The sequence below is a fragment of the Jiella pacifica genome, assembly GCF_010500815.1.
GTDB lineage: Bacteria > Pseudomonadota > Alphaproteobacteria > Rhizobiales > Rhizobiaceae > Jiella > Jiella pacifica.
The window spans coordinates 184,985-207,748 of sequence record NZ_JAAAMG010000001.1; the positions used below are offsets into that span (position 1 = coordinate 184,985).

The 22,764-nt window shown below is 66.8% G+C and carries 24 protein-coding genes; 11 read left to right on the plus strand and 13 right to left on the minus strand.

Features of this window, described 5'->3' with window-relative positions; genetic code table 11:
- Positions 1-104: 104 nt before the first annotated feature.
- On the minus strand, positions 105-1,529 hold the full coding sequence (locus tag GTK09_RS00830) for a DUF2252 domain-containing protein (protein ID WP_163460591.1): 1,425 nt from the start codon (positions 1,527-1,529) through the stop codon (positions 105-107).
- Between the two features lie 112 nt (positions 1,530-1,641).
- Here GTK09_RS00830 and GTK09_RS00835 point away from each other — a divergent pair, with 112 nt between their 5' ends.
- Positions 1,642-2,100, plus strand: a complete 459-nt coding sequence (locus GTK09_RS00835) for a metallophosphoesterase family protein (protein WP_163460592.1) — start codon at positions 1,642-1,644, stop codon at positions 2,098-2,100.
- A gap of 4 nt (positions 2,101-2,104) precedes the next feature.
- Here the strand turns inward: GTK09_RS00835 and GTK09_RS00840 are convergent, their stop codons facing one another.
- The 3 genes from GTK09_RS00840 to GTK09_RS00850 form a co-directional block, all read right to left on the minus strand.
- Positions 2,105-3,574 carry a diguanylate cyclase domain-containing protein gene (locus GTK09_RS00840; RefSeq protein WP_163460593.1) on the minus strand — a complete coding sequence of 490 codons (1,470 nt, stop codon included), beginning with the start codon at positions 3,572-3,574 and terminating at the stop codon, positions 2,105-2,107.
- Positions 3,575-3,766: 192 nt separating this feature from the next.
- The gene (locus GTK09_RS00845; RefSeq protein WP_246217654.1) at positions 3,767-4,450 is read right to left on the minus strand and encodes a uracil-DNA glycosylase; all 684 of its coding nucleotides are present in this window, start codon (positions 4,448-4,450) and stop codon (positions 3,767-3,769) included.
- A gap of 47 nt (positions 4,451-4,497) precedes the next feature.
- A complete protein-coding gene (locus GTK09_RS00850; protein ID WP_163460595.1) occupies positions 4,498-5,085 on the minus strand; it encodes a LabA-like NYN domain-containing protein in 588 nt (195 codons plus the stop codon).
- 390 nt (positions 5,086-5,475) lie between these two features.
- On the opposite strand from GTK09_RS00850, the gene rpoZ reads away from it, so the two are divergent.
- From rpoZ to recO, 7 genes are all read left to right on the plus strand, one after another.
- On the plus strand, positions 5,476-5,907 hold the full coding sequence (gene rpoZ, locus GTK09_RS00855; protein ID WP_163460596.1) for a DNA-directed RNA polymerase subunit omega: 432 nt from the start codon (positions 5,476-5,478) through the stop codon (positions 5,905-5,907).
- A gap of 126 nt (positions 5,908-6,033) precedes the next feature.
- Entirely contained in the window at positions 6,034-8,247 is a 2,214-nt protein-coding gene (locus tag GTK09_RS00860) for a RelA/SpoT family protein (protein WP_163460597.1), read from the plus strand.
- 202 nt (positions 8,248-8,449) lie between these two features.
- A complete protein-coding gene (locus GTK09_RS00865) occupies positions 8,450-9,103 on the plus strand; it encodes a DUF2062 domain-containing protein (RefSeq protein WP_163460598.1) in 654 nt (217 codons plus the stop codon).
- A 90-nt stretch (positions 9,104-9,193) separates the two neighbouring features.
- A complete protein-coding gene (gene lepB / locus GTK09_RS00870; RefSeq protein WP_163460599.1) occupies positions 9,194-9,928 on the plus strand; it encodes a signal peptidase I in 735 nt (244 codons plus the stop codon).
- Positions 9,916-10,623 (plus strand): ribonuclease III, encoded by a 708-nt coding sequence (gene rnc, locus GTK09_RS00875; RefSeq protein WP_163460943.1) that lies wholly within the window; start codon positions 9,916-9,918, stop codon positions 10,621-10,623. The genes lepB and rnc overlap by 13 nt, the downstream gene beginning before the upstream one ends.
- On the plus strand, positions 10,620-11,651 hold the full coding sequence (gene era, locus GTK09_RS00880) for a GTPase Era (RefSeq protein WP_163460600.1): 1,032 nt from the start codon (positions 10,620-10,622) through the stop codon (positions 11,649-11,651). Before rnc ends, era begins: the two co-directional genes overlap by 4 nt.
- A gap of 84 nt (positions 11,652-11,735) precedes the next feature.
- Complete coding sequence (recO, locus tag GTK09_RS00885; RefSeq protein ID WP_163460601.1) at positions 11,736-12,473, plus strand: DNA repair protein RecO; 738 nt, start codon at positions 11,736-11,738, stop codon at positions 12,471-12,473.
- Between the two features lie 9 nt (positions 12,474-12,482).
- Here the strand turns inward: recO and GTK09_RS00890 are convergent, their stop codons facing one another.
- Positions 12,483-13,712, minus strand: coding sequence for an MFS transporter (locus GTK09_RS00890; RefSeq protein ID WP_163460602.1), 1,230 nt, complete (start codon positions 13,710-13,712; stop codon positions 12,483-12,485).
- 204 nt (positions 13,713-13,916) lie between these two features.
- Here GTK09_RS00890 and panC point away from each other — a divergent pair, with 204 nt between their 5' ends.
- Together panC and panB are read left to right on the plus strand one after the other, a co-directional pair.
- On the plus strand, positions 13,917-14,765 hold the full coding sequence (gene panC / locus GTK09_RS00895) for a pantoate--beta-alanine ligase (protein WP_163460603.1): 849 nt from the start codon (positions 13,917-13,919) through the stop codon (positions 14,763-14,765).
- 28 nt (positions 14,766-14,793) lie between these two features.
- Positions 14,794-15,612: a 3-methyl-2-oxobutanoate hydroxymethyltransferase gene (gene panB / locus GTK09_RS00900; RefSeq protein WP_163460604.1), complete on the plus strand. Its 819-nt coding sequence runs from the start codon at positions 14,794-14,796 to the stop codon at positions 15,610-15,612.
- Between the two features lie 26 nt (positions 15,613-15,638).
- On the opposite strand, the gene greA is transcribed toward panB, so the two are convergent.
- From greA to GTK09_RS00940, 8 genes are all read right to left on the minus strand, one after another.
- The gene (gene greA / locus GTK09_RS00905; RefSeq protein WP_163460605.1) at positions 15,639-16,103 is read right to left on the minus strand and encodes a transcription elongation factor GreA; all 465 of its coding nucleotides are present in this window, start codon (positions 16,101-16,103) and stop codon (positions 15,639-15,641) included.
- Positions 16,104-16,309: 206 nt separating this feature from the next.
- Positions 16,310-17,062: a pseudouridine synthase gene (locus tag GTK09_RS00910; protein WP_163460606.1), complete on the minus strand. Its 753-nt coding sequence runs from the start codon at positions 17,060-17,062 to the stop codon at positions 16,310-16,312.
- Positions 17,059-17,985: a class I SAM-dependent methyltransferase gene (locus tag GTK09_RS00915; RefSeq protein ID WP_163460607.1), complete on the minus strand. Its 927-nt coding sequence runs from the start codon at positions 17,983-17,985 to the stop codon at positions 17,059-17,061. Before GTK09_RS00915 ends, GTK09_RS00910 begins: the two co-directional genes overlap by 4 nt.
- Positions 17,986-18,079: 94 nt before the next feature.
- Positions 18,080-18,796: an arsenical resistance protein ArsH gene (gene arsH / locus GTK09_RS00920; protein WP_163460608.1), complete on the minus strand. Its 717-nt coding sequence runs from the start codon at positions 18,794-18,796 to the stop codon at positions 18,080-18,082.
- 86 nt (positions 18,797-18,882) lie between these two features.
- Positions 18,883-19,290, minus strand: coding sequence for an arsenate reductase (glutaredoxin) (gene arsC / locus GTK09_RS00925; RefSeq protein WP_163460609.1), 408 nt, complete (start codon positions 19,288-19,290; stop codon positions 18,883-18,885).
- A gap of 40 nt (positions 19,291-19,330) precedes the next feature.
- Positions 19,331-20,038, minus strand: coding sequence for an MIP/aquaporin family protein (locus GTK09_RS00930; RefSeq protein ID WP_163460610.1), 708 nt, complete (start codon positions 20,036-20,038; stop codon positions 19,331-19,333).
- Positions 20,035-20,565, minus strand: a complete 531-nt coding sequence (locus GTK09_RS00935) for an arsenate reductase ArsC (RefSeq protein WP_163460611.1) — start codon at positions 20,563-20,565, stop codon at positions 20,035-20,037. Before GTK09_RS00935 ends, GTK09_RS00930 begins: the two co-directional genes overlap by 4 nt.
- Before the next feature lie 25 nt (positions 20,566-20,590).
- The gene (locus tag GTK09_RS00940; RefSeq protein WP_163460612.1) at positions 20,591-20,968 is read right to left on the minus strand and encodes an ArsR/SmtB family transcription factor; all 378 of its coding nucleotides are present in this window, start codon (positions 20,966-20,968) and stop codon (positions 20,591-20,593) included.
- 400 nt (positions 20,969-21,368) lie between these two features.
- Here GTK09_RS00940 and GTK09_RS27120 point away from each other — a divergent pair, with 400 nt between their 5' ends.
- Positions 21,369-22,562, plus strand: coding sequence for an L-tyrosine/L-tryptophan isonitrile synthase family protein (locus GTK09_RS27120; protein WP_203560829.1), 1,194 nt, complete (start codon positions 21,369-21,371; stop codon positions 22,560-22,562).
- Positions 22,563-22,764: the final 202 nt, after the last annotated feature.

Here is a 22,764-nt window from a genome sequence, read left to right on the forward strand (position 1 = left end):
ATCATTTACGGCTGATTTTTACTTTTTGTTATTTAAGGCAAACTGTCTTTTAAAGGCTAGAACGTGATGAATACTGACTTAATGATCGGCGCCGTCCGCCACCCTCACCGATAAACCATATCAATACTATCAAACGCCCCCAGCGCGTGGTCTTCGCGGAAGAAGGCGTGGTCTTTTTCGAGGCGGTCGGAGGCTTCTTCGGCGAAGCGGACGAGGTCGGCGATGAAGAGGGCGCGCGGGGTGGCGGCGGCGACGATGGAGGGTTCGATGTCGTAGTCGATCTGGCCGAGATCGTCGGAGAGGGCGTGGGCCTGGGCCAGCACCGCGCCGCAGACTTCGGCGTATTCCTTCCAGGTGGGGTAGCTGAGTTCGTCGAGGTCGATGTCGTCGCGGAAGGGGGCGCGCTCGCGGCTCATGAAGCTTTCGCCGTCGATCGTCACGGCGCCGTAGAAGATGTCGCCATGGGCGAGTTGCACCGCCTGGCCGTGGGCGATGCGGTCGGCCTTGTCGCCGGCGTTGAAGTCCGACGGCGGGGCGAGGCCGTCGAGGGCGGAGCGGCGGGCGCTCTTGAACTCGATGATGAGGTCGTCGGTGGCGTCCTTGGACGGGCCCTCGATCAGGACGTAGTAGCGCGGCAGGCCCAGCGACGCGGTGCCCTGGCCGTGGCGCATGCAGACGTCCTTGACCTTCAGCTCGCCCGCGCGCTTCGGCGCGTCGATGTTGTTGGCCTTGGCGAGGTCGTCCATGGCCTTCTGGAACTTGTCGATCTCGCCGGAGATCGGCTGCAGTTCGTCCGAGGCGCGGAAGCCCCGGCCGGAGCCGTCGAGATAGTCCTCCCAGAGCCAGGCCTCGCGCTCCTCCCAGGCTTCCTCGAACAGGCGCTGGATCACCTTGGGGGAGTTGTCCATCCGGTAGCTCTCGTTCTTCTCCGTCGCATGGTCGGCGTAGGCCTCCATGGCTTTGAAGTAGCCCTTGACGAAGGCCTCGACGATCTTGCGCCGCTTCTTGCGCTTCAGGCCGCCTTCCTCGCGGGCGGCGATCCAGAAGCCGACGGCGCCGCGCTTCAGGTCGAAGGTGAAGGGGGCGTAGATCGTCTCGTCGAAATCGTTGACGCCGAAGATCGGCGCGCCGTGCTCGTCGGGCATGACGCCGAAGTTTTCCGGATGGACGTCGCCGAGCGCCATGACCGAGGGCATGTCGGCATCCTCGCCGACCATGTCGCGGTAGAACAGGAGGGCGGTGCCGCGGAAGAACTTGAAGAAGTCGTTCGCGAGCTCGTCGAACTTCATCCGGGCGGCATCGCTGCGCTGCTCGATGCGCTGGGCGTGGTCCTCGCGCAGGGTGGAGCGGACATGTTCGCGGCGGGCCTGGCCGGTGAGGTGCAGCGGCGGGACGAGCTGCTCGCCGGCGGCGACGCGGGCCGACAGGGCACGGAACGCCTCGACGCGGCCTTCCGCCTTGCGGGACGGCTTGACCTCGACCTTTTTCGATTTCGTCGCCGGCGTCTGCTTCTTCTGCCCCTTGGCCATGGTCCGTCCTTCGTTGCGCTTCGATAGGGAACGCTGCGGCGGGGGTGCCGTTCCGTGATTGCTGGCGCATGCGGATGGGCGGAGCGCGCAATCGACAGGAGGGGAGAGAGCCATGCCGATCGTCGGGATCATCTCGGACACCCACGGACTGTTGCGGCCGGAAGCGCTGGCGCAGCTTGGCGGCGCGGACCACATCATCCATGCCGGCGACATCGGCGCGGCGGAGATCGTGCCGCAGCTGGAGGCGATCGCGCCGGTGACGGCGATCCGCGGCAATGTCGACGGGGCGAAGTGGGCGCGGGAGTTTCCCGAGACCGTTTCGGTGGAGTTGTTCGGGCGGCGGTTCTTCGTCATCCACGACCGGAACGACCTCGCCTTCGATCCGGCGGCGGAGGGGTATCACGCGGTGATCTCCGGCCATTCGCACAAGCCGGGCATCGAGACACTCGGCGGGGTGATGTATCTCAACCCGGGCAGCGCGGGGCGAAGGCGGTTCAAGCTGCCGGTGACGGTGGCGACGGTGCTGGTGGAGGGGGAGGGTATGACGCCCACGATCCACGACATCGGCTAGTTGGTCAGGCCGCGATGCTCTCTGCGCCCGGCGGATCGAGGTCCCAGATGTCCGCAAAGCCGTCGTCCGAGAGGTCGTCGCCGGCGACGGAGAAGCCGCCGCCCGCTCGCTTGGCCCGGTAGAGGGCGCGGTCGGCGCGCCGGATCATCACGTCCGGCGTTGCCGCCCTGCCGATCGCGGCGACGCCGATGCTGACGCCGACGTCGGCCTCGGCGCCGTGGATTTCGAACGGCTGGCCGATCGCCGCGATGATCGTCTCGCAGAGCGTCGCGACATGGGCGGGCGCCATGCGCGGCGTGAGGATCGCGAATTCGTCGCCGCCCAGCCGGGCGACGGTGGCCCCGTCCGGTGCGGCCTGCCGGAGCCGCGCCCCGACGGCGCGGATCAGCGCGTCGCCCGCCGGATGGCCGAGCGTGTCGTTGACCTGCTTGAAGCGGTCGAGGTCGAGCAGCATGAGGCTGGTGCCCGGGGCGCCGGCGGCGCAGGCGGAAGCGAGGCGCTCGTTGAAGCAGGCGCGGTTCGGCAGGCCGGTCAGGACGTCGTGATAGGCGAGATGGCGGGCCCGCGCCTCGCTGGCGCGAAGGGCCCGCGCGCCCTTCCGCAGGCCGGCGACCAGAACTGCGACGACCAGCAGGATGGCGAGGAGAGTGCCGAGGAGGGCGGGCGCCATGCGGGCCGTCAGGATCTGGCCGGGCAGTTGCACCTTCCAGATCAGGAAGCCGACGCTCCTGCCCTGCTTGTCGACGACACCATAGGACAATTCGTCGGCCTTCGGACTGTCCTGCCAGGAGAAGCGGGCATCCTTGAAAAGGTAATGCTGCTGCAGTTCCTTCAGGAAGCTGCCGTCGAGATAGTGGACCGCGAGATGCAGGTAGGCGTCCTGGGGCGCCTGCCGGACCTTGGCGGTCGAGGGAACCACCGGTTTCACACCGACCATGGCAGGGTGGCCGCCGATCACCAGGATGTCCTTGGCGCCGGGGCTTCGGTCGTCGGAACCGGTGCTTCGCCAATCGTCGGCGATGAGGGCACGGCGCACCGCGGCGATCATAGGCCGCACGACCGGCGCGATCTCCTGGTAGGTTGCCGGGTCGACGCGCTCGTTCCCGATCGTGGCGTAGATCGGTCGGTCCTGCGGGTCGAGCACGACGATCCGCTCGTGTCCGAAATACATGTTCATCCAGAGGCCGATATTGTCGTCGAGCCAATCCAGATCGATCGGATCGCGAAGATGCAGGACGGCTTCATCCCAGGCCGTCACGCTCTCCTGGTCGCGGGCGATGCTCTGCAAGGCCTGCTGAAGCACGGAGGCGGCGAGGTTCCGATCGCGCTGGATGACGAGGTCGTTGGCCTGCCTGACGGACATTGCCAGGAGGAGGCAGGCGAGGCCGCCGATCAACAGGATCGCCAGGCCGGCGGGAACGGCAACGGCCAGCCAGCGGCGGGAGTCGGGAAGGTAGGAGCGGCGCTTCGACATGGGTGAAGCGTGACACGGCGGCTCTTAACGACTTCGATAAGCCGGCGGGGCACTCATGCAGCAGGATGAACGAAGCGTTGTTTCGGCAGCGCAATCGTCCCGGAACCGGGATTTGCATCCGGCCGCTCCGATCGCAGACCATGGCCCTTGCGGCGCAAGACGATCGCGGCGATGCGCCCATACGGTCCGTTGCTAGCGCAGGAACCCGGCGACCTGCTCGAACACCGCCTCGAACATCTCCGTCGTCAGACGGCCGGTATTGGTGTTGTAGCGCGAGCAGTGATAGCTCGAAAAGATGCGCAGACCGGCAAGATCGGTGGCGCCGGCGTGACGGAAGGGGTGGGCTGCGACGCGGCCACCAAGGGTGCGGACGGTGGAATCGTGGGCGATCTTGCCGAGGGTGACGATGGCGCGGAGGTTGGGCAGGCGGTCGATCGTCGCTGTGAGGAACGGCCGGCAGGCGTTGATCTCGGCGCCGACGGGCTTGTTCTCCGGCGGAACGCAGCGCACCGAATTGGTGATCGCCGCGCCGATCAGTTCCAGCCCGTCGTCGGGCCGGGCGGCGAAGCGGCCGTTGGCGAAGCCGTAGCGGGTCAGCGTCGCATAGAGGAGGTCGCCGGCATAGTCGCCGGTGAAGGGGCGGCCGGTGCGGTTGGCGCCGCGAAGGCCCGGGGCGAGGCCGACGACGAGGAGGCGGACGTCGTCCGGCCCTTCGGGCGGCAGGAGGCTCGGCACCGGCGCATTGTGCCAGGACGGCTCCTTGGCGCGCCATTCGTGACGGAAAGCGGCGAGGCGGGGGCAGCGCGGGCAGTCGGGCGACGGCTCGGCGGAGGTGCCGGCGAAGGAATGAGCCGTGCCCGGATGGGCGCCAGCCATCGCCTGGGTCGTCGAGGTCGGCATGGAAGCTGCTGCCCGCCTGCGGCTCAGTAGTCGTCGTCTTCGGTTTCCGCCTCGGCGCGGCGGGCCATGCGGGCCTCGCGCTCGGCAGGATTGCGGCCGATCTCGCCGCGCAGGGTGACGATGTCGATGAAGTGGTCGGCCTGGCGGCGCAGATCGTCGGAGACCATCGGCGGCGAAGAACTCAGTGTCGAGACGACCGAAACCTTGCGGCCCTTGCGCTGCAGAGCCTCGACCAGCGAGCGGAAATCGCCGTCGCCGGAAAACAAAACGAAGTGATCGACGGTCTCGACCAGTTCCATGGCATCGATCGCGAGTTCGATGTCCATGTTGCCCTTGATCTTGCGACGGCCGGAGGGATCGGTGAACTCCTTCGCCGGCTTGGTGACCACCCGGTAGCCGTTATAGTCGAGCCAGTCGATCAGTGGGCGGATCGAGGAGTATTCGTTGTCTTCGATCAAGGCAGTATAGTAATAGGCGCGAATGACGTAACCCTGACGCTGGAACCAGCTCAGCATCTTTTTATAGTCGATGTCGAAACCAAGATTTTTTGACGTTGCGTAAAGATTGGCGCCGTCGATAAAAAGAGCAAGTTTTTCACGTTGATCAAACATTTTTCGCAACTCGCGTTAGAAAGCGGGGTAAAGCTGAATAGTCGGATATCGAATTCTGGCATCGGCAAGTCGATGCTTCACACGCAGCGCCCGTAGCAGGTTTGAAGGGCCGGCGGCAAGACGGCGCGCCGTCCTCTGCCGATCGGGGGGATGCACCGTATGCGGACCGATCTGCTCCCTGCTGCCTGTGCTGGCAGGGGTAGATCGCTTCGAGACCCGGCCCAGGGCGCTCCGGCACCCGGCACCGTTGCCGCTGCCGGCCCGCCGCCGACTTGTCCCGCCGCCGCCGACCGCCCCGCCAGTGAGTTCGCAGGGGTACTTGCCGCGCGCGGACGAAACGTCTATGTCCGGGTCTTCGTCACCGAATTTGACCCGTTGCAGGAGACAGGCATGGCCCGCGTCACCGTAGAAGATTGCGTCGACAAGGTCGAGAACCGCTTCGAGCTGGTGCTCCTTGCCAGTCACAGGGCGCGCCAGATCTCGCAAGGACAGACCATAACCATCGATCGCGACAACGACAAGAACCCCGTCGTCGCGCTGCGCGAGATCGCCGACGAGACGCTCTCGCCCGGCGATTTGAAGGAAGACCTGATCCACTCGCTGCAGAAGCACGTCGAGGTGGACGAGCCGGAGCCGCGGCCCGATCAGAGTCGCTCCGAGGAGAATCAGCGTCTCATCGCCGCGGCGAGCTCGGAGGTCCCCGCCGCCGTCGAGCCGGCGGCCGAGGATGCCGAGCCGGTGTCCTTCGACCGCATGTCGGAAGAGGATCTCCTGGCCGGCATCGAAGGTCTCGTGCCGCCCGAGAAGACCGACGATTATTGAGCCGCTGAGGCCGCCTGCCTCTAAAATGTCGGCAGGCATTGACACTATATTAGGGGGTGTCGTTCCGGATGGGGCGATACCCCCTTCGTCGTTCCGTCACCAATCAAAGTCGATCGCCCCAAGCCCATGATGCGGCAATACGAACTCGTCGAGAAGGTCGCGGCCTACAAGCCCGAGCTCGACGAAGCGCTTCTCAACAGAGCCTATGTCTACGCCATGCAGAAACATGGCTCGCAGAAGCGCGCCAGCGGCGATCCCTATTTCTCCCACCCGCTCGAGGTGGCGGCGATCCTCACCGACATGCATCTCGACGAGGCGACGGTGGCCGTCGCGCTCCTGCACGACACGATCGAGGACACGGACGCCACCCGCAAGGAGATCGACCAGCTGTTCGGGCCGAAGATCGGCCAGCTGGTCGAGGGCCTGACCAAGCTGAAAAAGCTCGATCTGGTGTCGAAGAAGGCGGCGCAGGCGGAGAATCTGCGCAAGCTGCTCCTGGCGATCGCTGACGACATCCGCGTCCTCCTCGTCAAGCTCGCGGACCGGCTGCACAACATGCGCACCCTCGGGCCGATGGCGCCGGAAAAGCGCGCTCGCATCGCCCAGGAGACGATGGACATCTATGCTCCCCTGGCCGGGCGCATGGGCATGCAGGACATGCGCGACGAACTCGAGCAGCTGTCGTTCCGCCATCTCAACCTCGATGCCTTCGAGACGATCACCGCCCGGCTTGCCGAACTGAAGGAGCGCCACGAGGGAACGATCGCCGCCATCGAGCGGGATCTCACTGCGAAGCTGAAGGAGAACGGCATCCAGGCGAGCGTCTCCGGCCGGCAGAAGACCGCCTATTCGGTGTTCTCCAAGATGCAGCGCAAGGCGCTGTCGCTGGAGCAGCTCTCCGACATCTTCGGTTTCCGGGTGATCGTCGACAGCGACGAAGCCTGCTACCGGACGCTGGGGATCGTCCACCGCACCTGGCCGATGGTGCCGGGGCGCTTCAAGGACTACATCTCGACGCCGAAGCAGAACGACTACCGCTCGCTCCACACCACCATCGTCGGGCCGTCGCGCCAACGCGTCGAACTGCAGATCCGCACCAAGGACATGCACGACGTCGCCGAATACGGCGTCGCCGCCCACGCCCTCTACAAGGACGGCGAGACGTCGGGCGCGGTGCATCTGTCGAAGGAATCCAATGCCTATGGCTGGCTGCGCCGGACCATCGAGCTTCTGGCATCCGGCGACAATCCGGAAGAGTTCCTCGAACACACCAAGCTCGAACTCTTCCAGGACCAGGTCTTCTGCTTCACGCCGAAGGGGCGGCTGATCGCGCTGCCGCGTGGCGCGACACCGATCGATTTCGCCTATGCCGTTCATTCGGAGGTCGGCGACAACTGCGTCGGCTGCAAGATCGACGGCCGGATCATGCCGGTCGTCACCGAACTGGCCAATGGCGACGAGGTGGAGATCATCTGCGCCAAGGGCCAGATCCCGCCCCAGGCCTGGGAGAACATCGCCGTCACCGGCAAGGCCCGCGCGGCGATCCGGCGGGCGGCGCGCACGCAGATCCGCAAGCAGTATTCCGGCATCGGCCAGCAGATCCTCGATCGCACCTTCGCCCGGGCCGGCAAGATGTATTCGCGCGAGGCGCTGAAGCCGCTGCTCGGCAAGCTCGGCCACCGCGAGATCGAGGATGCTCTGGCCGCGGTCGGTCGCGGCGAACTGAAGCCGACGGACGTCCTGAGGGCGGCGTTCCCGGACTATCAGGAAAGCCGCGCGGCGCGCGCGGCGGAAAAGGGCGAGGACGAGGGTTGGTTCAACCTGCGCACTGCCGCCGGCATGATCTTCCGCGTGCCGGGCCGCTCCAAGGCGAAAGCGCGCACGAACGGCAGGGCCATTCCGATCCGCGGTGCCGGGGAGGACATGCCGGTGCGTTTCGGGCCCGACGGAGCCGTGCCGGGCGACCGCATCGTCGGCATCATCGACCCCGGCAAGGGGATCACCATCTACCCGATCCAGTCGCCGGCGCTGACCGCCTACGACGACGAGCCGGACCGCTGGGTGGACGTGCGATGGGACCTCGACGAGGCGATGAGCGAACGTTTCCCGGCTCGCATCATGCTGTCGGCGAAGAACGAGCCGGGCTCGTTGGCGGAGATCGCCGAGACGATCGCCATCAACGACGCCAACATCCACAATCTTTCGATGATCTCGACCGCGCCCGATTTCACCAAGATGGTGATCGAGCTCGAGGTCTGGGACATCCAGCATCTCACACAGACGCTCCGGCAGCTGCGTGCCAAGCCCTGCGTTGCCGACGTCACGCGCGTCAACGGCTGATCTCTCGGGCTCGGCCGAGCGCTTTGACACGGCCCATGCAAGGTGTGACAAGATCGTGAGCGCCCGTTGGGGCACGGGGAAACTTTCGCCGCAAAGCGCTGGCTTAAGGCATCCGGGGTGGGCGGCGGCCGGCATTTCATCAAATGGATGCACGAGCGAAGCGAAGTCGTCGTCCGTTGAATTCTCTCGGAGTTGTCGAACCATGTTGTTCCGGCGGCGCGTGCCCGAAGACCGTTGGGCGCGATTTCGCACTTTTCTCTGGCCGCGCCGGTCGTTCAGGCGCTCCTACCGCTATTTCGTCAAGCGGGTGATCCGTCTCGATGCCGCGCCCCATGCGGTGGCCGCCGGCTTTGCCGCGGGCGTCTTCGCCTCTTTCACCCCGTTCATCGGCTTCCATTTCCTGTTGGCTTTCGCGGTCGCCTATCTCGTCGCCGGCAACATGGCGGCCGCCGCCCTCGGGACGGCCGTGGGCAATCCGGCGACGTTTCCGTTCATCTGGGCCTCGACATACGAAATCGGGCGTCTCGTCACCGCGCGGGGACCCGCCACCGCACCGCATCCGGACACGCTGGAATCTTCGCTCTCGCCATCCAATCTCCTGGCGATCTGGGATCCGGTGGTGAAGCCGATGCTGATCGGCTCTATCCCGCTCGGACTCGTCGCCGGAGCGCTGTCCTACGTCGTCGTCCGCTCGGCCGTGAAGAGCTTTCAGGCCCACCGCCGGCGGCAGATCGCGGCGGGGCGCGAGCCCGTCGATCAGGCCGGCAAGGTGCTGGTCGAGCGCCTGGCCGCACAGCGCATGCAACAGGCTCGCAACGCCGGTGGACACGGCGCCTCGGAGCCGGACAAAGTTTAACGCCGTCGCCGTTGCGGCCCGCCCGCCAACTGGTTAGAAGGCGCTCTGCGGCCGCGCCGCTCCAAGGCGAACTGACAAGAAGAGAGTGCGATGGTCGACCAGGCCGAACGGACGGACAAGGGCGGCTTCGGCGAGACCGTCAAGGTCATCATCCAGGCGCTCCTCCTCGCGCTGGTCATCCGCACCTTCCTGTTCCAGCCCTTTTCCATCCCCTCCGGGTCGATGATGCCGACGCTGCTGGTCGGCGACTATCTGTTCGTCTCGAAATGGAGCTACGGCTTCTCGAAATACTCCTTTCCGTTCTCGCCGGACGTCTTCGACGGGCGCCTGATGTCCTTCGAGCCGAACCGCGGCGACGTCGTCGTCTTCCGCAAGCCGCACGAGGAGGAGGTCGACTACATCAAGCGCCTGATCGGCCTGCCCGGCGATCACGTGCAGGTGCGCGAGGGCATCCTCTATCTGAACGGCAAGGCGGTTCCGCGGGAATCGGCCGGCGAGTTTACCTTCGATGACGGCACGACGGCGGAGCAGTATCGCGAGACCCTGCCCAACGGCGCCTCCTACATCACGCTCGATCTGTCGCCGAACTCGCCGGGCGACAACACCCGCGAATTCGTCGTGCCGCCGGACCACTACTTCATGATGGGCGACAATCGCGACAACTCGCTGGATAGCCGGTTCGACGTCGGCTACGTGCCGTTCGAGAACTTCGTCGGCAAGGCGCGGGTGATTTTCTTCTCGATCAAGGACGATGTCTCGCCGCTGGAAGTCTGGCAGTGGCCGAGCGATCTGCGGCCGAGCCGCTTCTTTACATGGCTCGGGTAAAGCGCGAAAAGGCGCTCGACGAGCTTCAGGAGCGGATCGGCGTCCCGATCCGTGACAAGGAGCGTTTCGAGCGCGCCTTGACCCATGCGAGCCTTTCCAGCGAGGGTGGCGCGAAGAGCTACGAGCGGCTGGAATTCCTCGGCGACCGGGTGCTGGGTCTCGTCATCGCCGAGCGTCTCTTCGGGCAGTTTCCCGATGCCGACGAGGGCGAACTGTCGCTGCGGCTCAACGCGCTCGTCAGTGCCGATGCCTGCGCCGAGATCGCCGACGAGATCGGCCTGTTCGACTATGTCCGCCAGGGCTCGGACCTGAAGAAGCTGAAGGGCGAGCGCACCAAGAACATTCGCGCCGACCTCGTCGAGTCGCTGATCGCCGCCATTTATCTCGGCGAAGGCCTCGAAACGGCGCGTGACTTCATCACCCGCCATTGGGGCGAGCGTCTCGATGCCGACGTTGTCGCGAGGCGCGACCCGAAGACGGCGCTGCAGGAATGGGCGCATCAGCGCGGTCCGGTTGCGCCGCGCTACGAGACGATCGACCGCTCGGGGCCCGACCACGAGCCGGTGTTCACCATTCGCGTCGCCGTCGATGGCGTCGAGCCGGGCGAAGGGCAGGGCCGCTCGAAGCGGATCGCCGAGCAGGAAGCCGCCGCTGCGGTGCTGCGGCGCGAAGGAATCTGGAAGGATCAGGATTGAGCGACGAGACGACCCGCGACGAGACGGATGGCGAGGAAGGTTCCCCGCACGGGACGCCGAACGAGAACTCCGGCACGGAGAGCCCCGAGAGTGCCTCCGCGGATGCGGCGGGCGTCGCCGCTGGTAGCGGGGCGGACGGGCGGCGCTCGGGCTTCGTCGCGCTGCTCGGCGCGCCGAACGCCGGCAAGTCGACCCTCGTCAACCGGCTGGTCGGCACCAAGGTGACGATCGTCACCCACAAGGTCCAGACGACCCGTGCGCTGGTGCGCGGCATCGCCATGCATGACGGCGCCCAGATCGTCTTCGTCGACACGCCCGGCGTCTTCAAGCCGAAGCGCCGGCTCGACCGGGCGATGGTGAAGACCGCCTGGTCGGGGGCGAGGGACGCCGACGTCGTTCTGGCCATCGTCGATTCCGAGCGGGGGATCAGCGAGGACGTGGAGCAGATCCTCGACCGGCTGAAGGATCGGCCGGTGACCAAGGCGCTGCTTCTCAACAAGGTCGACCGGATCCAGCGCGACAAGCTGTTGGGCCTGACCAAGGAACTCACCGACAGGGTGGCGTTCGACCGCGTCTTCATGATCTCGGCGCTCGACGGCTCGGGCTGCGGCGACCTGATGGATTGGCTCGCCAAAGCGCTGCCCGAGGGGCCCTGGTACTATCCGGAAGACCAGGTCTCTGATCTGCCGCTGCGCCAGCTCGCCGCCGAGATCACCCGCGAGAAGCTCTATCTGCGGCTGCATCAGGAACTGCCCTATGCCAGCCATGTCGAGACCGAGCTGTGGGAGACCCGGCCCGACGGCTCGGTGCGGCTGGAGCAGACGATCTATGTCGAGCGCGACAGCCAGAAGGCGATCGTCATCGGCCACAAGGGCGAGACGATCAAGGCGATCGGCGAGGCCGCCCGCAAGGAGATCACCGAGGCGGCGGACCAGAAGGTCCATCTGTTCCTGTTCGTGAAGGTGCGCGAGAACTGGGGCGACGATCCCGAGCGCTACCGGGAAATGGGGCTCGACTACACGAGCTGAGCGGTTGCCGGCTGGTGATGGTCGCTTCGCCGGCAGGCACTTTGATGGTTCCGATCATGCCTCTCGACCCGACGGGACATATCGATGGAATGGCGTGAGGAGGCGATCGTTCTCGGCGTCCGGCGCCATGGCGAGTCGAGCGTCATCGCCGAGGTGATGACGCGGTCGCGGGGGCGGCATCTGGGCATCGTGCGGGGCGGGCGATCGCGGCGCCAGCAACCGGTGCTGCAGCCGGGAAACAGCGTCGAAGCCCATTGGCGGGCGCGACTCGACGAGCACATGGGCACTTTCATCCTCGAACCGGTGACGCTCCGCGCCGCCTCGCTGATCGAGAGCGCCGCGGCGCTGAACGCCGTGCAGCTGGCGGCGGCGCATCTCCGGCTTCTGCCCGAGCGCGACCCGCATCCGCGGCTTTACGACGGGCTCGCCGTCCTCATCGAGCATCTCACGGAGCCGCAGACCGTCGCGGCCCTGATGCTGCGCTTCGAGATCGCTTTGCTCGAGGAACTGGGATTTGGCCTCGATCTCGCGCGCTGCGCAGCGACCGGTCAGACCGACGATCTCGTCTATGTCTCGCCGAAGACCGGCCGCGCCGTCAGCCGCGAGGCCGGCGCGCCCTGGCACGACAAGCTGCTCGCCCTGCCGGCTTTTCTGGCAGAGGAGGGCGGTGCCGAGGGCGCGGACGAGCTGCGCGAGGCGTTCCGCCTGACCGGTTACTTCCTCGCCCGCAACGTCTTCGGGCCGCGCGGCATCAAGGAGCCGGAGGCGCGGCACGGGCTATTGGCTGCCCTGGCGAAGGATGGCCGCCCGCCAGTCGGCTGAGCCGGGGCATTAAAGCGCCAGCGCCGGCCGCTCCACCGCTGTCTCCCGGATCGGCCAGTGCATTAGCGCTGCGAAGAGGCCGAGGATGACGCCGAGCCACCAGACCACGTCGTAGGTGCCGTAGATCTCGTAGAGATAGCCGCCAAGCCAGACGCCGAGGAACGAGCCGATCTGGTGCGAGAAGAACACCAGCCCGCCGAGCAGGCCGAGATATTTCGTGCCGAACATGATGGCGACGAGGGCATTGGTCGGCGGGACGGTGGAAAGCCACAGAAGGCCCATGACGACGGCGAAGACGACGACGGTCGCGGGGGTGATCGGCGTCAGGAGGAACACCGTCACGACGATCGAGCGGCCGATATAGATCCAGGCGAGGAAATGCGGCTTCGACACGCGCTGGCCGATGATGCCGGACGAAATCGAGCCGATGATGTTGAAGAAGCCGATCAGCGCCATGGAGATCACCGCCCATTTCGGCGCGATGCCGACATCGGCGAGGAAGGCCGGGAAATGCGCGGTGATGAAGGCGACCTGGAAGCCGCAGACGAAGAAGCCCGAGGTGAGCAGGAGGAAGCTGCGGGTTGCGAAGGCCTCGCGCAGGGCCGCACCCATGGTCTGCTCGATCTCGGGCTTGAGGTCGCGTCGGATCTGGCCGTTGCCCCTGAGGGCGAAGGAGAGCAGCGGGACGAGCAGCATGATGGCGGACAGGACGAGCAACGCGTCGGACCAGCCGTAGCTGTCGATCAGGGCCTGCGAGAGCGGCGCGAACAGGAACATTCCGGCCGATCCCGCCGCCGTGCCGAGGCCGAAGACGAAGGAGCGCTGCTCGGCCGAGACCCGGCGGGCGAAAGCTGCCAGCACGATGCCGAAGGAGCCGGAGGCGACGCCGAGGCCGACGAGGACGCCGGAGCCGATGGTCAGGAAGAAGGGCGAGGGAGCGACGGCCGTCAGTGCCAGACCGGCGGCATAAAGGAGGCCGGAGAGGATCAGAACGCGCGCGGTGCCCCACTTGTCGGCGATGGCGCCGAAAAGCGGCTGCCCCGCGCCCCAGCAGAGGTTCTGGATGGCGATGGCGATGGCGAATTCGTCGCGGCTCCAGCCGGTGTCAATCAGCATCGGCAGCTGGAAGAAGCCGATCGCCGAGCGCGGACCGAAGGTCAGGAGCGCGATCAGGCAGCCGGCGCCGATAGCGATCAGGGCGGCGTTGTCGGGCCTGTCTCGGCTGGGAACGGCGCTCATGACGATCTACCTCGGGACGAACCTGACGACGCTGCAATTGTAGCCGTCAAAACCGCGGCGGCAAACGCGCAATTGCGATAGGTGCCATCAGCGAATGCGATCGATGGGCGAGCTGGATTCGAGGTCCCGCGGCCGGCTTTGCCCTTCCGCTTGGCGGCCCGAGCCGATAGAAGGCCTTCGCGACGAGGAAACGGACGAAGGCCCGTGGAACGATACGACACGATCGATGCGCTGCGGGCAGCGCTTGGGCGGGCGCGGCAGACGGGACGGAGTATCGGCCTCGTCCCGACCATGGGCTACCTGCATGCCGGGCATCTGGAACTGGTGCGTCGGGCGCGGGCGGAGAACGACATCACCGTCGTTTCGATCTTCGTCAACCCGACGCAGTTCGCCCCGTCGGAGGACTTTTCGACCTATCCCCGCGACATGGAGCGCGATCTCGCGCTTCTCGCGCAATCAGGTGTCGATGCGGTGTTCACGCCCGGCGTCGAGGAGATGTATCCGCAGCCGCTGCAGACGACGATCTCGCTGAAGCCGCTCGGGGACATCTTGATCGGCAAGGTGCGTCCGGGTCATTTCAGCGGCGTCGCGACGGTGGTCGCGAAGCTGTTCAACATCGTCCAGCCGACGCGGGCCTATTTCGGCGAGAAGGATTTCCAGCAGCTCACCGTCATCCGCCGCATGGTCGACGATCTGAACGTCCCGGTCGAGATCGTCGGCGTGCCGACGGTCCGCGAGGTGGACGGGCTGGCGATGTCGTCGCGCAACGTCCGGCTCTCGCCGCAGGATCGGCAGGCGGCGCGGGTGCTCTCGAAGGCGCTCTTCGAGGGAGCGGCGATGATCGAGGCGGGCGAGAGCGACGCGGCGGGCATCCTGGCGAAGATGACGGCGAGGATCGTCGCCGAGCCGGGCGTGACGTTGCGCTCGCTCGACATCTGCGACGCGCGCGACCTTGCCCCGGTCGAGACGATCGACCGGCCGGTGGTGGTGCTGGTGACGGCAGAGGTCGGTCCTGTGCTCCTGATCGACCAGCGCGAGGCGCGGCCGGCCTGAACGACACCTTGGGAACGGAGGGCGGGCGATGAGCGCGCAAAACCTGGCGAAGCGCCGCACGGCGCCGGAGATTCTCGCACGCAAGGGCGGCGAGCCGATCGTCTCGCTTACCGCCTACAGCGCCGCCCTGGCGCCCCTCGTCGATCCGGTGGTCGACTTCATCCTGGTCGGCGACAGTCTCGGCATGGTCGAGCACGGAATGGAGTCGACGCTCGGCGTGAGCCTCGACCTGATGATCGCCCACGGCAGGGCGGTCGTGAACTCGACGGCCGAGGCGCTGATCGTCGTCGACATGCCCTTCGGCAGCTACGAAGCTTCGCCCGAAGATGCGTTCCGGGCGGCCGCACGGGTGATGGCGGAGACGGGCTGCGGCGCGGTCAAGCTCGAAGGCGGGGCGCATATGGCGCCGACCATCGCGTTTCTTGCCGACCGCGGCATTCCGGTGATGGCGCATGTCGGGCTGACGCCCCAGGCGGTGAACGCGCTCGGCGGCTTTCGCAGTCAGGGCCACGACGCGGCGGCGCGGGAGAAGATCCTCGGCGATGCGATGGCGGTGGCCGGGGCGGGGGCCTTTGCGGTGGTGATCGAGGGGGTGGTGGAGCCGCTCGCCGAAGAGATCACCCGGACGGTCGCGATCCCGACCATCGGCATCGGGGCGTCGGCGGCCTGCGACGGGCAGATCCTTGTCCTCAACGACATGCTGGGGCTGACGGCGCGGGTGCCGAAATTCGTCAAGCGCTATGGCGCGATCGGCGAAGCGGTCTCGGAGGCAGTGAAGGCCTATGCCGGGGAGGTGCGCGGGCGGACGTTTCCGGCCGCCGAGCACACATACAAGCCGCGGGGCTGAGCCGCGGGCTCCGCGCCCGCCGGCCCTTATTCGATCGAGACGATTTCCGCCTCGGTGGAGCCTGCCCGGACAGTGTCTCCCGCTTCCTTGCCGACGAGCTGGCGGGCGAGAGGCGACAGGTAGGAGATCAGGCCTTCCTCCGGGTCCGCCTCGTCGATCCCGACGATGCGGTAGGTCTGGACCTTGCCGTTCGGGCGCTCGATCGTCACGCTATGGCCGAACTGGACGACGTCGCTGTCGGCCTCGGGGACGATGAGCTGCGCGGTCGAGCGGCGGGCGCGCCAGTATCTGAGGTCGCGATTGATCATCGCGACGGCGATCTTGTCGTTCGCCTCCCGCGCCGTTTCGAGCGATGCCTCGGCTTTGGCAATTTCCGCGTCGAGCATCTCGAGGCCCCGGTCGGTGACGAAGTTCGGTTCCGTCCCGAGATCGCGCTCCGGCAAGCCCTCGACCTGGTCCTCGTTCGGTTCCTTGACGAATGCGACGCTCATCGACCGTTCCTCCCATGCAGGTCATTCTGCAACCAATGGTGACGATATAAGACGTGGAGGGCGGGCAAAACACCCGTCCCGTCGAAGCGATCGAGGCGAAGCGGGCCCTGGGGCGGCGTTGCCGGTCTGCTGACGGCGGCGTTGAGGATCGGATGGGGCCGCGGTGGTGGCATCCCGGGCGGGACGTTCGTCTGCGTTCGCGGCCGTCAGCCGCCGCTGCCTGTTTCGGCGAAGATCGCGGCCAGATCGATGTCGCCGAGGCGGCGGAAGGCGCCGGGCGGAAGGTCGGCGGGCAGGGCCAGGCCGCCGATCGATTCCCGATGCAGCGCTTCGACATGGTTGCCGGCCGCCGCGAACATCCGGCGGACCTGATGGTAGCGGCCTTCATGGACTTGCAGGATCGCCTCCTGCGGGCCGAGGATCTCCAGCCTTGCCGGGGCGAGCGGCTTTTCCTCGCCCTCCAGCATCAAGGTGCCGGAGGCGAAGAGCTCGGCCTCGCCGCCGGTCAGCGGCCGGGCGAGACGGGCGCGGTAGCGCTTGGCGACATGGCGCTTCGGCGAGATGATCCGGTGCAGCAGGGCACCGTCGTCGGTCATCAGCAACAGGCCGGAGGTCTCCTTGTCGAGCCGGCCGACCGTCGAGATGGCGGGATCGCGCCGGCGCCAGCGGGTCGGCAGGAGATCGTAGACCAGCGGACCCGCCTCCTTGTGCGAGCAGGTGACGCCGAGCGGCTTGTTCAGCATCAGGGCGACGCCGGGCAACGGATCGAGGGCCTCGCCGTCGACCACCAGCCGGGTTTCTAGGTCGGGCCTCAGGGCGATCCGAGTGTCGGCCCGCAGGATCGGGGCGCCGTCGAGCAGGATGTGGCCGTTCCTGGCAAGCATCTGGATCTCGCGCCGCGAGGCGTAGCCGAGATTGGCCAAGAGCTTGTCGAGACGGGACGTCGGCGTCTTCGTCACTTGCGCGCCTCGAAGATCTTGTAGCCGGCCTCGTCCGCCAGCGTCGTCACGGTCCGGAACGTCGCGCGCAGCACCTCTTCGTAGGGCATGTGGCGGTTGGCGACGAGATAGAGCATGCCGGAGCGACGCAGCATCCGGCCGGCGGCGACGATGAAGGCCTGGCCGAGGCCGCGATCCTCGATCCCCTCGGCATGGAAGGGCGGATTGGAGACGACGAAGTCGAGATCGCCCAGCGCGGCCTGACGCGCGTCGGACCACAGGAAGCGCGCGCGCTGATCGACGACGTTCACCTTCGAAGCCTCGACGGCGCGGCGGTCGATCTCGACGAGGGTGAGCGCCTCGACGCGCGGCGATTTAAGGACGGTCAGGGACAGGATGCCGAGCCCCGCTCCGAGATCCGCGCCCTGTCCCGCGAGGGGCGGCAGATGGCGGCAGAGCAGCGAGGTGCCCGGATCGACGCGATCCCACGAAAAGATGCCGGGCTGCGAGCGAAGGCAGGTCCCCTCCAGCGTGACGGGCGAGCCGGCCGCGATCGCCTCGGCGAGGCCGTGCGGCGCGTTCGGCTGGCGAACGGCGCAGATGCGGTGGCGGGCCTTGAAGTGCTCGGAAACCTCGCAGCCGAAGGCCTCCAGTTCGGCGCGCAGGCGTTGGCCGCCCTTGGCCTTGGGGGCCAACGCCGTCAACGAGCCGCCGGGGGTCAGCGCGCGCAGCGCATGGGCCAATACGAAGCGCCGCTCGATCGCGCCGGGAGGCGCGGCGACGACGATCTCGCTAAGCGTGCCGTCGGGCAGGTGCTCCAACGTCTCGGCGCCGGGGCGCAGCGGGGAGAGCTGCACGGCGCCCTCGGGCACGTCCGCGAGGTCGGGGGGCGGCGAGCCGTAGACGGCGCTGCGCGGCGGGGGAGAAGGATCGATCTGTGTCACCAAGTTGCCATAGCAGCTTTGGCCGGTTTTCACAGAGCGCCTGTCGCCGCCGATGGGCCGGAGCCGAATGCGCCGCGAGATTCGCCGCGCCGGCTCAGATCGCCCGCTGATTCACGCGCTTCGACAATTCGGCGGCCGTCTCGACGCGTTCCGAATAGCGATCGGTGAGGGCGGCCGAGCGGCCTCGCGTCATATAGGTGAACTTCGTCAGTTCCTCGCAGACGTCGACGATCCGGGCGTAATAGGCCGACGGCTTCATCCGGCCGGCCTCGTCGAACTCGTTGAAGGCCTTCGCCACGGAGGACTGGTTGGGGATCGTCACCATCCGCATCCAGCGGCCGAGGATGCGCAACTGGTTGACCGCGTTGAAGCTCTGGGAGCCGCCGCAGACCTGCATTACCGCCAGCGTTTTGCCCTGCGTCGGGCGGACGGCGCCTTCCGACAACGGGATCCAGTCGATCTGCGCCTTCATGATGCCGGTCATCGCCCCGTGCCGTTCCGGGCTGACCCAGACCATTCCCTCCGACCACTTCGCGAGATCGCGCAGCTCGGCGACCTTCGGATGATCGGTTCCGGCGGCGTCCGGCAGCGGCAGACCGCGCGGATCGAAGGTCTTCACCTCGCAGCCGAGGAAGGTCAGAAGCCGCCCCGCCTCCTCGGCGACGAAGCGCGAGAAGGAGCGCTCGCGCAGGGAGCCGTAGAGAGTGAGGATGCGGGGCGCATGGCCGGGATCGCCCGGCGCCGCATAGAGCGCCGGGTCGACGGGCCGGAGGGCGCCGTCGACGAGATTGGGCAGGTCTGAAAGGGGCATGTGGGGCAAGCGATCGTTCGTTTTGATGAAGGGCATCTGGCCTGCCGCAGAGGTCGCACCGGTGGGGTGCGCGGCTGGCCGGCTCGTCAGTTGCGGGCCTGGACGACCTCGCCGTCTTCCTTGGTGAATGCACCGATCGCCGGGTTCGGCAGGATCTCCAGCACCTTTTCCGAGGGACGGCAGAGCCGGACGCCCTTGTCGGTGACGACGATCGGCCGGTTGATCAGGATGGGGTTTTCCATCATCGCCTGGAGCAGCTCCTCGTCGGAAAGCGCCGGGTCGTCGAGGCCGAGCTCGTGATAGGGCGTGCCCTTCTCGCGCAGCAGGTCGCGCGGCTTCATGCCCATCATGTCGAGAAGCTCGATCAGCGTCTCGCGGCTCGGCGGGGTCTTCAGATATTCGATCACCTGCGGCTCCTCGCCCGACTGGCGGATCATCGCCAGCGTGTTGCGCGAGGTGCCGCATTGCGGGTTGTGGTAGATCGTGACGGTCATCGGGAGCTCTCTGTCGAGATGGTAGATCGGGGGCGAAGGCTCAGTCGGCCGCACCGCGCAGCGCACCGCGGATGGTCAGCCGGGTGCCGGGATGCAGCAGCCAGCCAAATAGTGCGGTGGCGAGCACCGCGCCAATGCATTCGGCGAGGATGAAGGCCGGAACGTCGAGCGGCCTGATGCCGGAGAAGGTGTCGGTGAAGGCCCGGGCGATGGCGACCGCCGGATTGGCGAAGCTCGTCGACGCGGTAAACCAGTAGGCGGCGGTGATGTAGAGGCCGACCAGCCAGGGGATCGCCGGGCCGTTGAACCTGAGGCCGCCGAGGATGACGCCGACGAGGCCGAAGGTCGCGACGATCTCCGCCCACCACTGGGCGGGCCCTGTGCGCAGGTGGGCGGACAGGCCGAGGGCCGGAATTTCGAACATCAGGTGGGCGGCAACCGTGCCGGCGATGCCGCCGAGGATCTGGGCTGCGACGTAGAGGCCGGCCGAATGCCGGCCGATCGCCCCGCGGAGCAGCATCGCGAGCGTGACCGCCGGGTTGAAATGGGCGCCGGAGATCGGGCCGAGGATGGTGATCAGGACGACGAGGATCGCCCCCGTCGGCAGCGTGTTGCCGAGGAGGGCGAGGGCGGTGTCGTCTGTCAGCCGCTCGGCCATGATGCCCGAGCCGACCACCGTCGCGACGAGGAGCAATGTGCCGAGGGCCTCTGCGACGAGCCGGCGGGGAAGATCGAACTCGCGGCTCACGCGACCTTGTTATCCGGATTTTCGGCGGCGCCGGTTCCGATGGCGTCGAGACGGCGCTTCAGGCTGATCTTGTCGAGGCTCCTGATCGGCAGGCTGCCGAAGATCGAGATCCGGTTGTTCATCAGGCGGAAGGTGTCGGCAAAGGCGAGGGCGCGCTCGGCCGGGGTGCCTTCTGCCTTGGCGGGGTCGGGAACGCCCCAATGGGCGCTCATCGGCTGGCCCGGCCAGACCGGGCAGGCCTCGCCCGCGGCATCGTCGCAGACGGTGAAGACGAAGTCGAGTTGCGGCGCGCCGGCCGTGCCCTCGGCGAACTCCTCCCAGGGTTTCGACCGCAGCCCCTCGACCGGAAAATTCAGCCGGCGCAACAGATCGAGCGTCAGCGGATGGATTTCGCCGCGCGGCTGGCTGCCGGCCGAAAAGGCGCGGAAGCGGGTGGAGAAGTCGCGGTTCATGATGCTTTCGGCGATGATCGAGCGGGCCGAATTGCCGGTGCACAGGAACAGGGCGTTGTAGTTTTCGTCGGCCATGGCTTCCTCCCTTTGGAACGATGTCTCAGCTGACGGTCTGGCGCCGCTTCGCTGTTTTCCCGGCATCCGGGCATCCTTCGTCGCATGACGGGAGGGCGCCGACGCCGCAGATCTCCGGATGTCCGTCGCAGCAGTCCTCGGCGAGGAAGGCGAGGAGGGCGCGCATCGCTTCGAAGCGCACGGCGTACCGAACCTGCCGGCCGTCGCGCCAGGAATGGACGAGGCCGGAGCGATCGAGGCCGGCGAGGTGAAAGCTCATCCGCGTTGGCATGATCGATAGCCGCTCGGCGATCTCGCCCGACGGCAGCCCGTTAGGCCCCGCCTTGACCAGCAGGCGAAACGCCCGGAGGCGGTCGGCATGGGCGAGGGCTGCGAGAGCGGAAACGGCGCGATGATCATCCATGGATACGAGTATACAAGGATCATTGTAGAATTCAAGCCCGGACCCGATTTTGGGGATTCGTGGCGTCGGGCTACGCGAGCCACCACGCCAACAGCAAAGGGGCCGGCACGGCCTGCGACGCTCGGGTCGGGGCGACGGTCGAGGGCGCCGCCGGACGCCGTTTGACGACGTCGGGGACCACGATCGGTGTCCCTCCCGGGGCGTGACGCGCGACACAGCGCGGCGCGATGAGCCGCGGTAGATCTGATTCAGCAATCACCGGCGTCTGAAGCAAAGTCCCGTGCCCAGGCACCGGCTCCAGGCAGCGGGCTTGCCCGAGACACGCCGTTTTTCCGGCCGTTTCACCGAATGCGGCCGGCCGGATCAGATTTCGTCAGCCCAATTGCAGAGGAACAGACCTATGAACTATCTCGCACCGTCCTATATCGACGTCGGCCGTGATGGCGAGGCCATCAGCGATGCAAGGCTGAGCTTCCACGACGCATGGCCCGAGACCGATCCCAGGCTGCAGCCCCAGAAGACCCGGCCGACGGCACCGGAAGACGAGCAGATCCTCGCCGAATGCGTCCACATCCGCCGCCTGGATTGGGAGGCCTTCCAGAAGAAGACGGCCGGCAAGCCCGTTCACGAGCGCATCTTCGAGCTGATCAATCATCGCACGATCCAGTTCAACTCCCGCAGCCGCTACGCCGAAAGCGAGATCTGGAAGGGTCGGATCAGGGAAGCCTGCGGGAAGGGCGAGCCGATCAGCATCCTGCTTCCCGTGTTCTGCGTCATCCGCAACCCGGTGAAACGGCTGCAGCTCACGGTGCCGACGACCGCCGAGGAGGTCTCGCTCCGGCACATGGCGAACATCGCCGAGATGATCCGCCAGTTGTACCCCGCGGGAGCCGTGTTCCATCTGGTCACCGACAGCACCTTCTACGGCCTGCCCTTCGGCGTGACCGCCGTCGAAGCGCTGCGCTACGTCGATCTTCTGCGTCAGATGGTCGAGACGATCGGCTGCGGCGACACCATCAAGCTCCACGACATGGCGCAGATCCTGTCCGGTCGCTTCGAGGAATTCCAGGCGAGCTTCGAGCACTGGTCCGCACGCTTCCACGACGACCCCTTCGCCGACGGCCTCAGCCCCGAGTCTCATGATGTCTGGCTCGCCAGCATGGCAGCGAGCATCAACACCGCCAAGCGCCAGCTGGGTTACGATGCGCTTCGCGAGCAGTTCGGCGGGACGGGCGCCGGGAAAGCGACGGAAGAGCTCCATCGCCGGGCGCGGGCGGGCCTCGCCGAATACCGGGCGCTGAAGGCTGCCGCTGCTGACCTGCGCTGGGAGGAAGAATTCTTCCCCAGCGCGCTGCGCGCGACGATCCATACGAAGGGAATTCCGGTGCTCGGCCTGCGTCTCTACCCCGAGTACAAGCTCAGATCGAACCTGTTGCCCTACCATGGCATCGGCGTCATCCGCTTCGGTCCGAAATACAAGCTGCACTACATGACGGTGGAACCCGAAATGTTCGTCTGCGGGCGCGACGAGTTCACCCGCATCACCGATCGGGACGGCTACACCATGCACTATCTGGAAGACAGGCCCGCCTGAGATAACGCCCAGAAGCCGGCGGTCAGTGCGGCCACCGGCTATCGGGCAGTGCGTCGAACGCCGGGGGGTGGCGCAGACCCGGAAGAACGATCAGCCCTGACCGGTTGATCGCGTTTTGCCGACGTATCCGGCCCCAGGTTCCTCACCTGCCCACCGTATCGGCGTCTTTCGCATCGCTCATGCTCGACTGCACCCCGCCCAA

Excerpts from the sequence above, each read along its gene's own strand:
- GTK09_RS00830 (WP_163460591.1), bottom strand. The coding sequence starts at position 1,529 with ATGGCCAAGGGGCAGAAGAAGCAGACGCCGGCGACGAAATCGAAAAAG.
- GTK09_RS00835 (WP_163460592.1), top strand. The coding sequence starts at position 1,642 with ATGCCGATCGTCGGGATCATCTCGGACACCCACGGACTGTTGCGGCCG.
- GTK09_RS00840 (WP_163460593.1), bottom strand. The coding sequence starts at position 3,574 with ATGTCGAAGCGCCGCTCCTACCTTCCCGACTCCCGCCGCTGGCTGGCC.
- GTK09_RS00845 (WP_246217654.1), bottom strand. The coding sequence starts at position 4,450 with ATGGCTGGCGCCCATCCGGGCACGGCTCATTCCTTCGCCGGCACCTCC.
- GTK09_RS00850 (WP_163460595.1), bottom strand. The coding sequence starts at position 5,085 with ATGTTTGATCAACGTGAAAAACTTGCTCTTTTTATCGACGGCGCCAAT.
- rpoZ (WP_163460596.1), top strand. The coding sequence starts at position 5,476 with ATGGCCCGCGTCACCGTAGAAGATTGCGTCGACAAGGTCGAGAACCGC.
- GTK09_RS00860 (WP_163460597.1), top strand. The coding sequence starts at position 6,034 with ATGATGCGGCAATACGAACTCGTCGAGAAGGTCGCGGCCTACAAGCCC.
- GTK09_RS00865 (WP_163460598.1), top strand. The coding sequence starts at position 8,450 with ATGTTGTTCCGGCGGCGCGTGCCCGAAGACCGTTGGGCGCGATTTCGC.
- lepB (WP_163460599.1), top strand. The coding sequence starts at position 9,194 with ATGGTCGACCAGGCCGAACGGACGGACAAGGGCGGCTTCGGCGAGACC.
- rnc (WP_163460943.1), top strand. The coding sequence starts at position 9,916 with ATGGCTCGGGTAAAGCGCGAAAAGGCGCTCGACGAGCTTCAGGAGCGG.
- recO (WP_163460601.1), top strand. The coding sequence starts at position 11,736 with ATGGAATGGCGTGAGGAGGCGATCGTTCTCGGCGTCCGGCGCCATGGC.
- GTK09_RS00890 (WP_163460602.1), bottom strand. The coding sequence starts at position 13,712 with ATGAGCGCCGTTCCCAGCCGAGACAGGCCCGACAACGCCGCCCTGATC.
- panB (WP_163460604.1), top strand. The coding sequence starts at position 14,794 with ATGAGCGCGCAAAACCTGGCGAAGCGCCGCACGGCGCCGGAGATTCTC.
- greA (WP_163460605.1), bottom strand. The coding sequence starts at position 16,103 with ATGAGCGTCGCATTCGTCAAGGAACCGAACGAGGACCAGGTCGAGGGC.
- arsH (WP_163460608.1), bottom strand. The coding sequence starts at position 18,796 with ATGCCCCTTTCAGACCTGCCCAATCTCGTCGACGGCGCCCTCCGGCCC.
- arsC (WP_163460609.1), bottom strand. The coding sequence starts at position 19,290 with ATGACCGTCACGATCTACCACAACCCGCAATGCGGCACCTCGCGCAAC.
- GTK09_RS00935 (WP_163460611.1), bottom strand. The coding sequence starts at position 20,565 with ATGGCCGACGAAAACTACAACGCCCTGTTCCTGTGCACCGGCAATTCG.
- GTK09_RS00940 (WP_163460612.1), bottom strand. The coding sequence starts at position 20,968 with ATGGATGATCATCGCGCCGTTTCCGCTCTCGCAGCCCTCGCCCATGCC.
- GTK09_RS27120 (WP_203560829.1), top strand. The coding sequence starts at position 21,369 with ATGAACTATCTCGCACCGTCCTATATCGACGTCGGCCGTGATGGCGAG.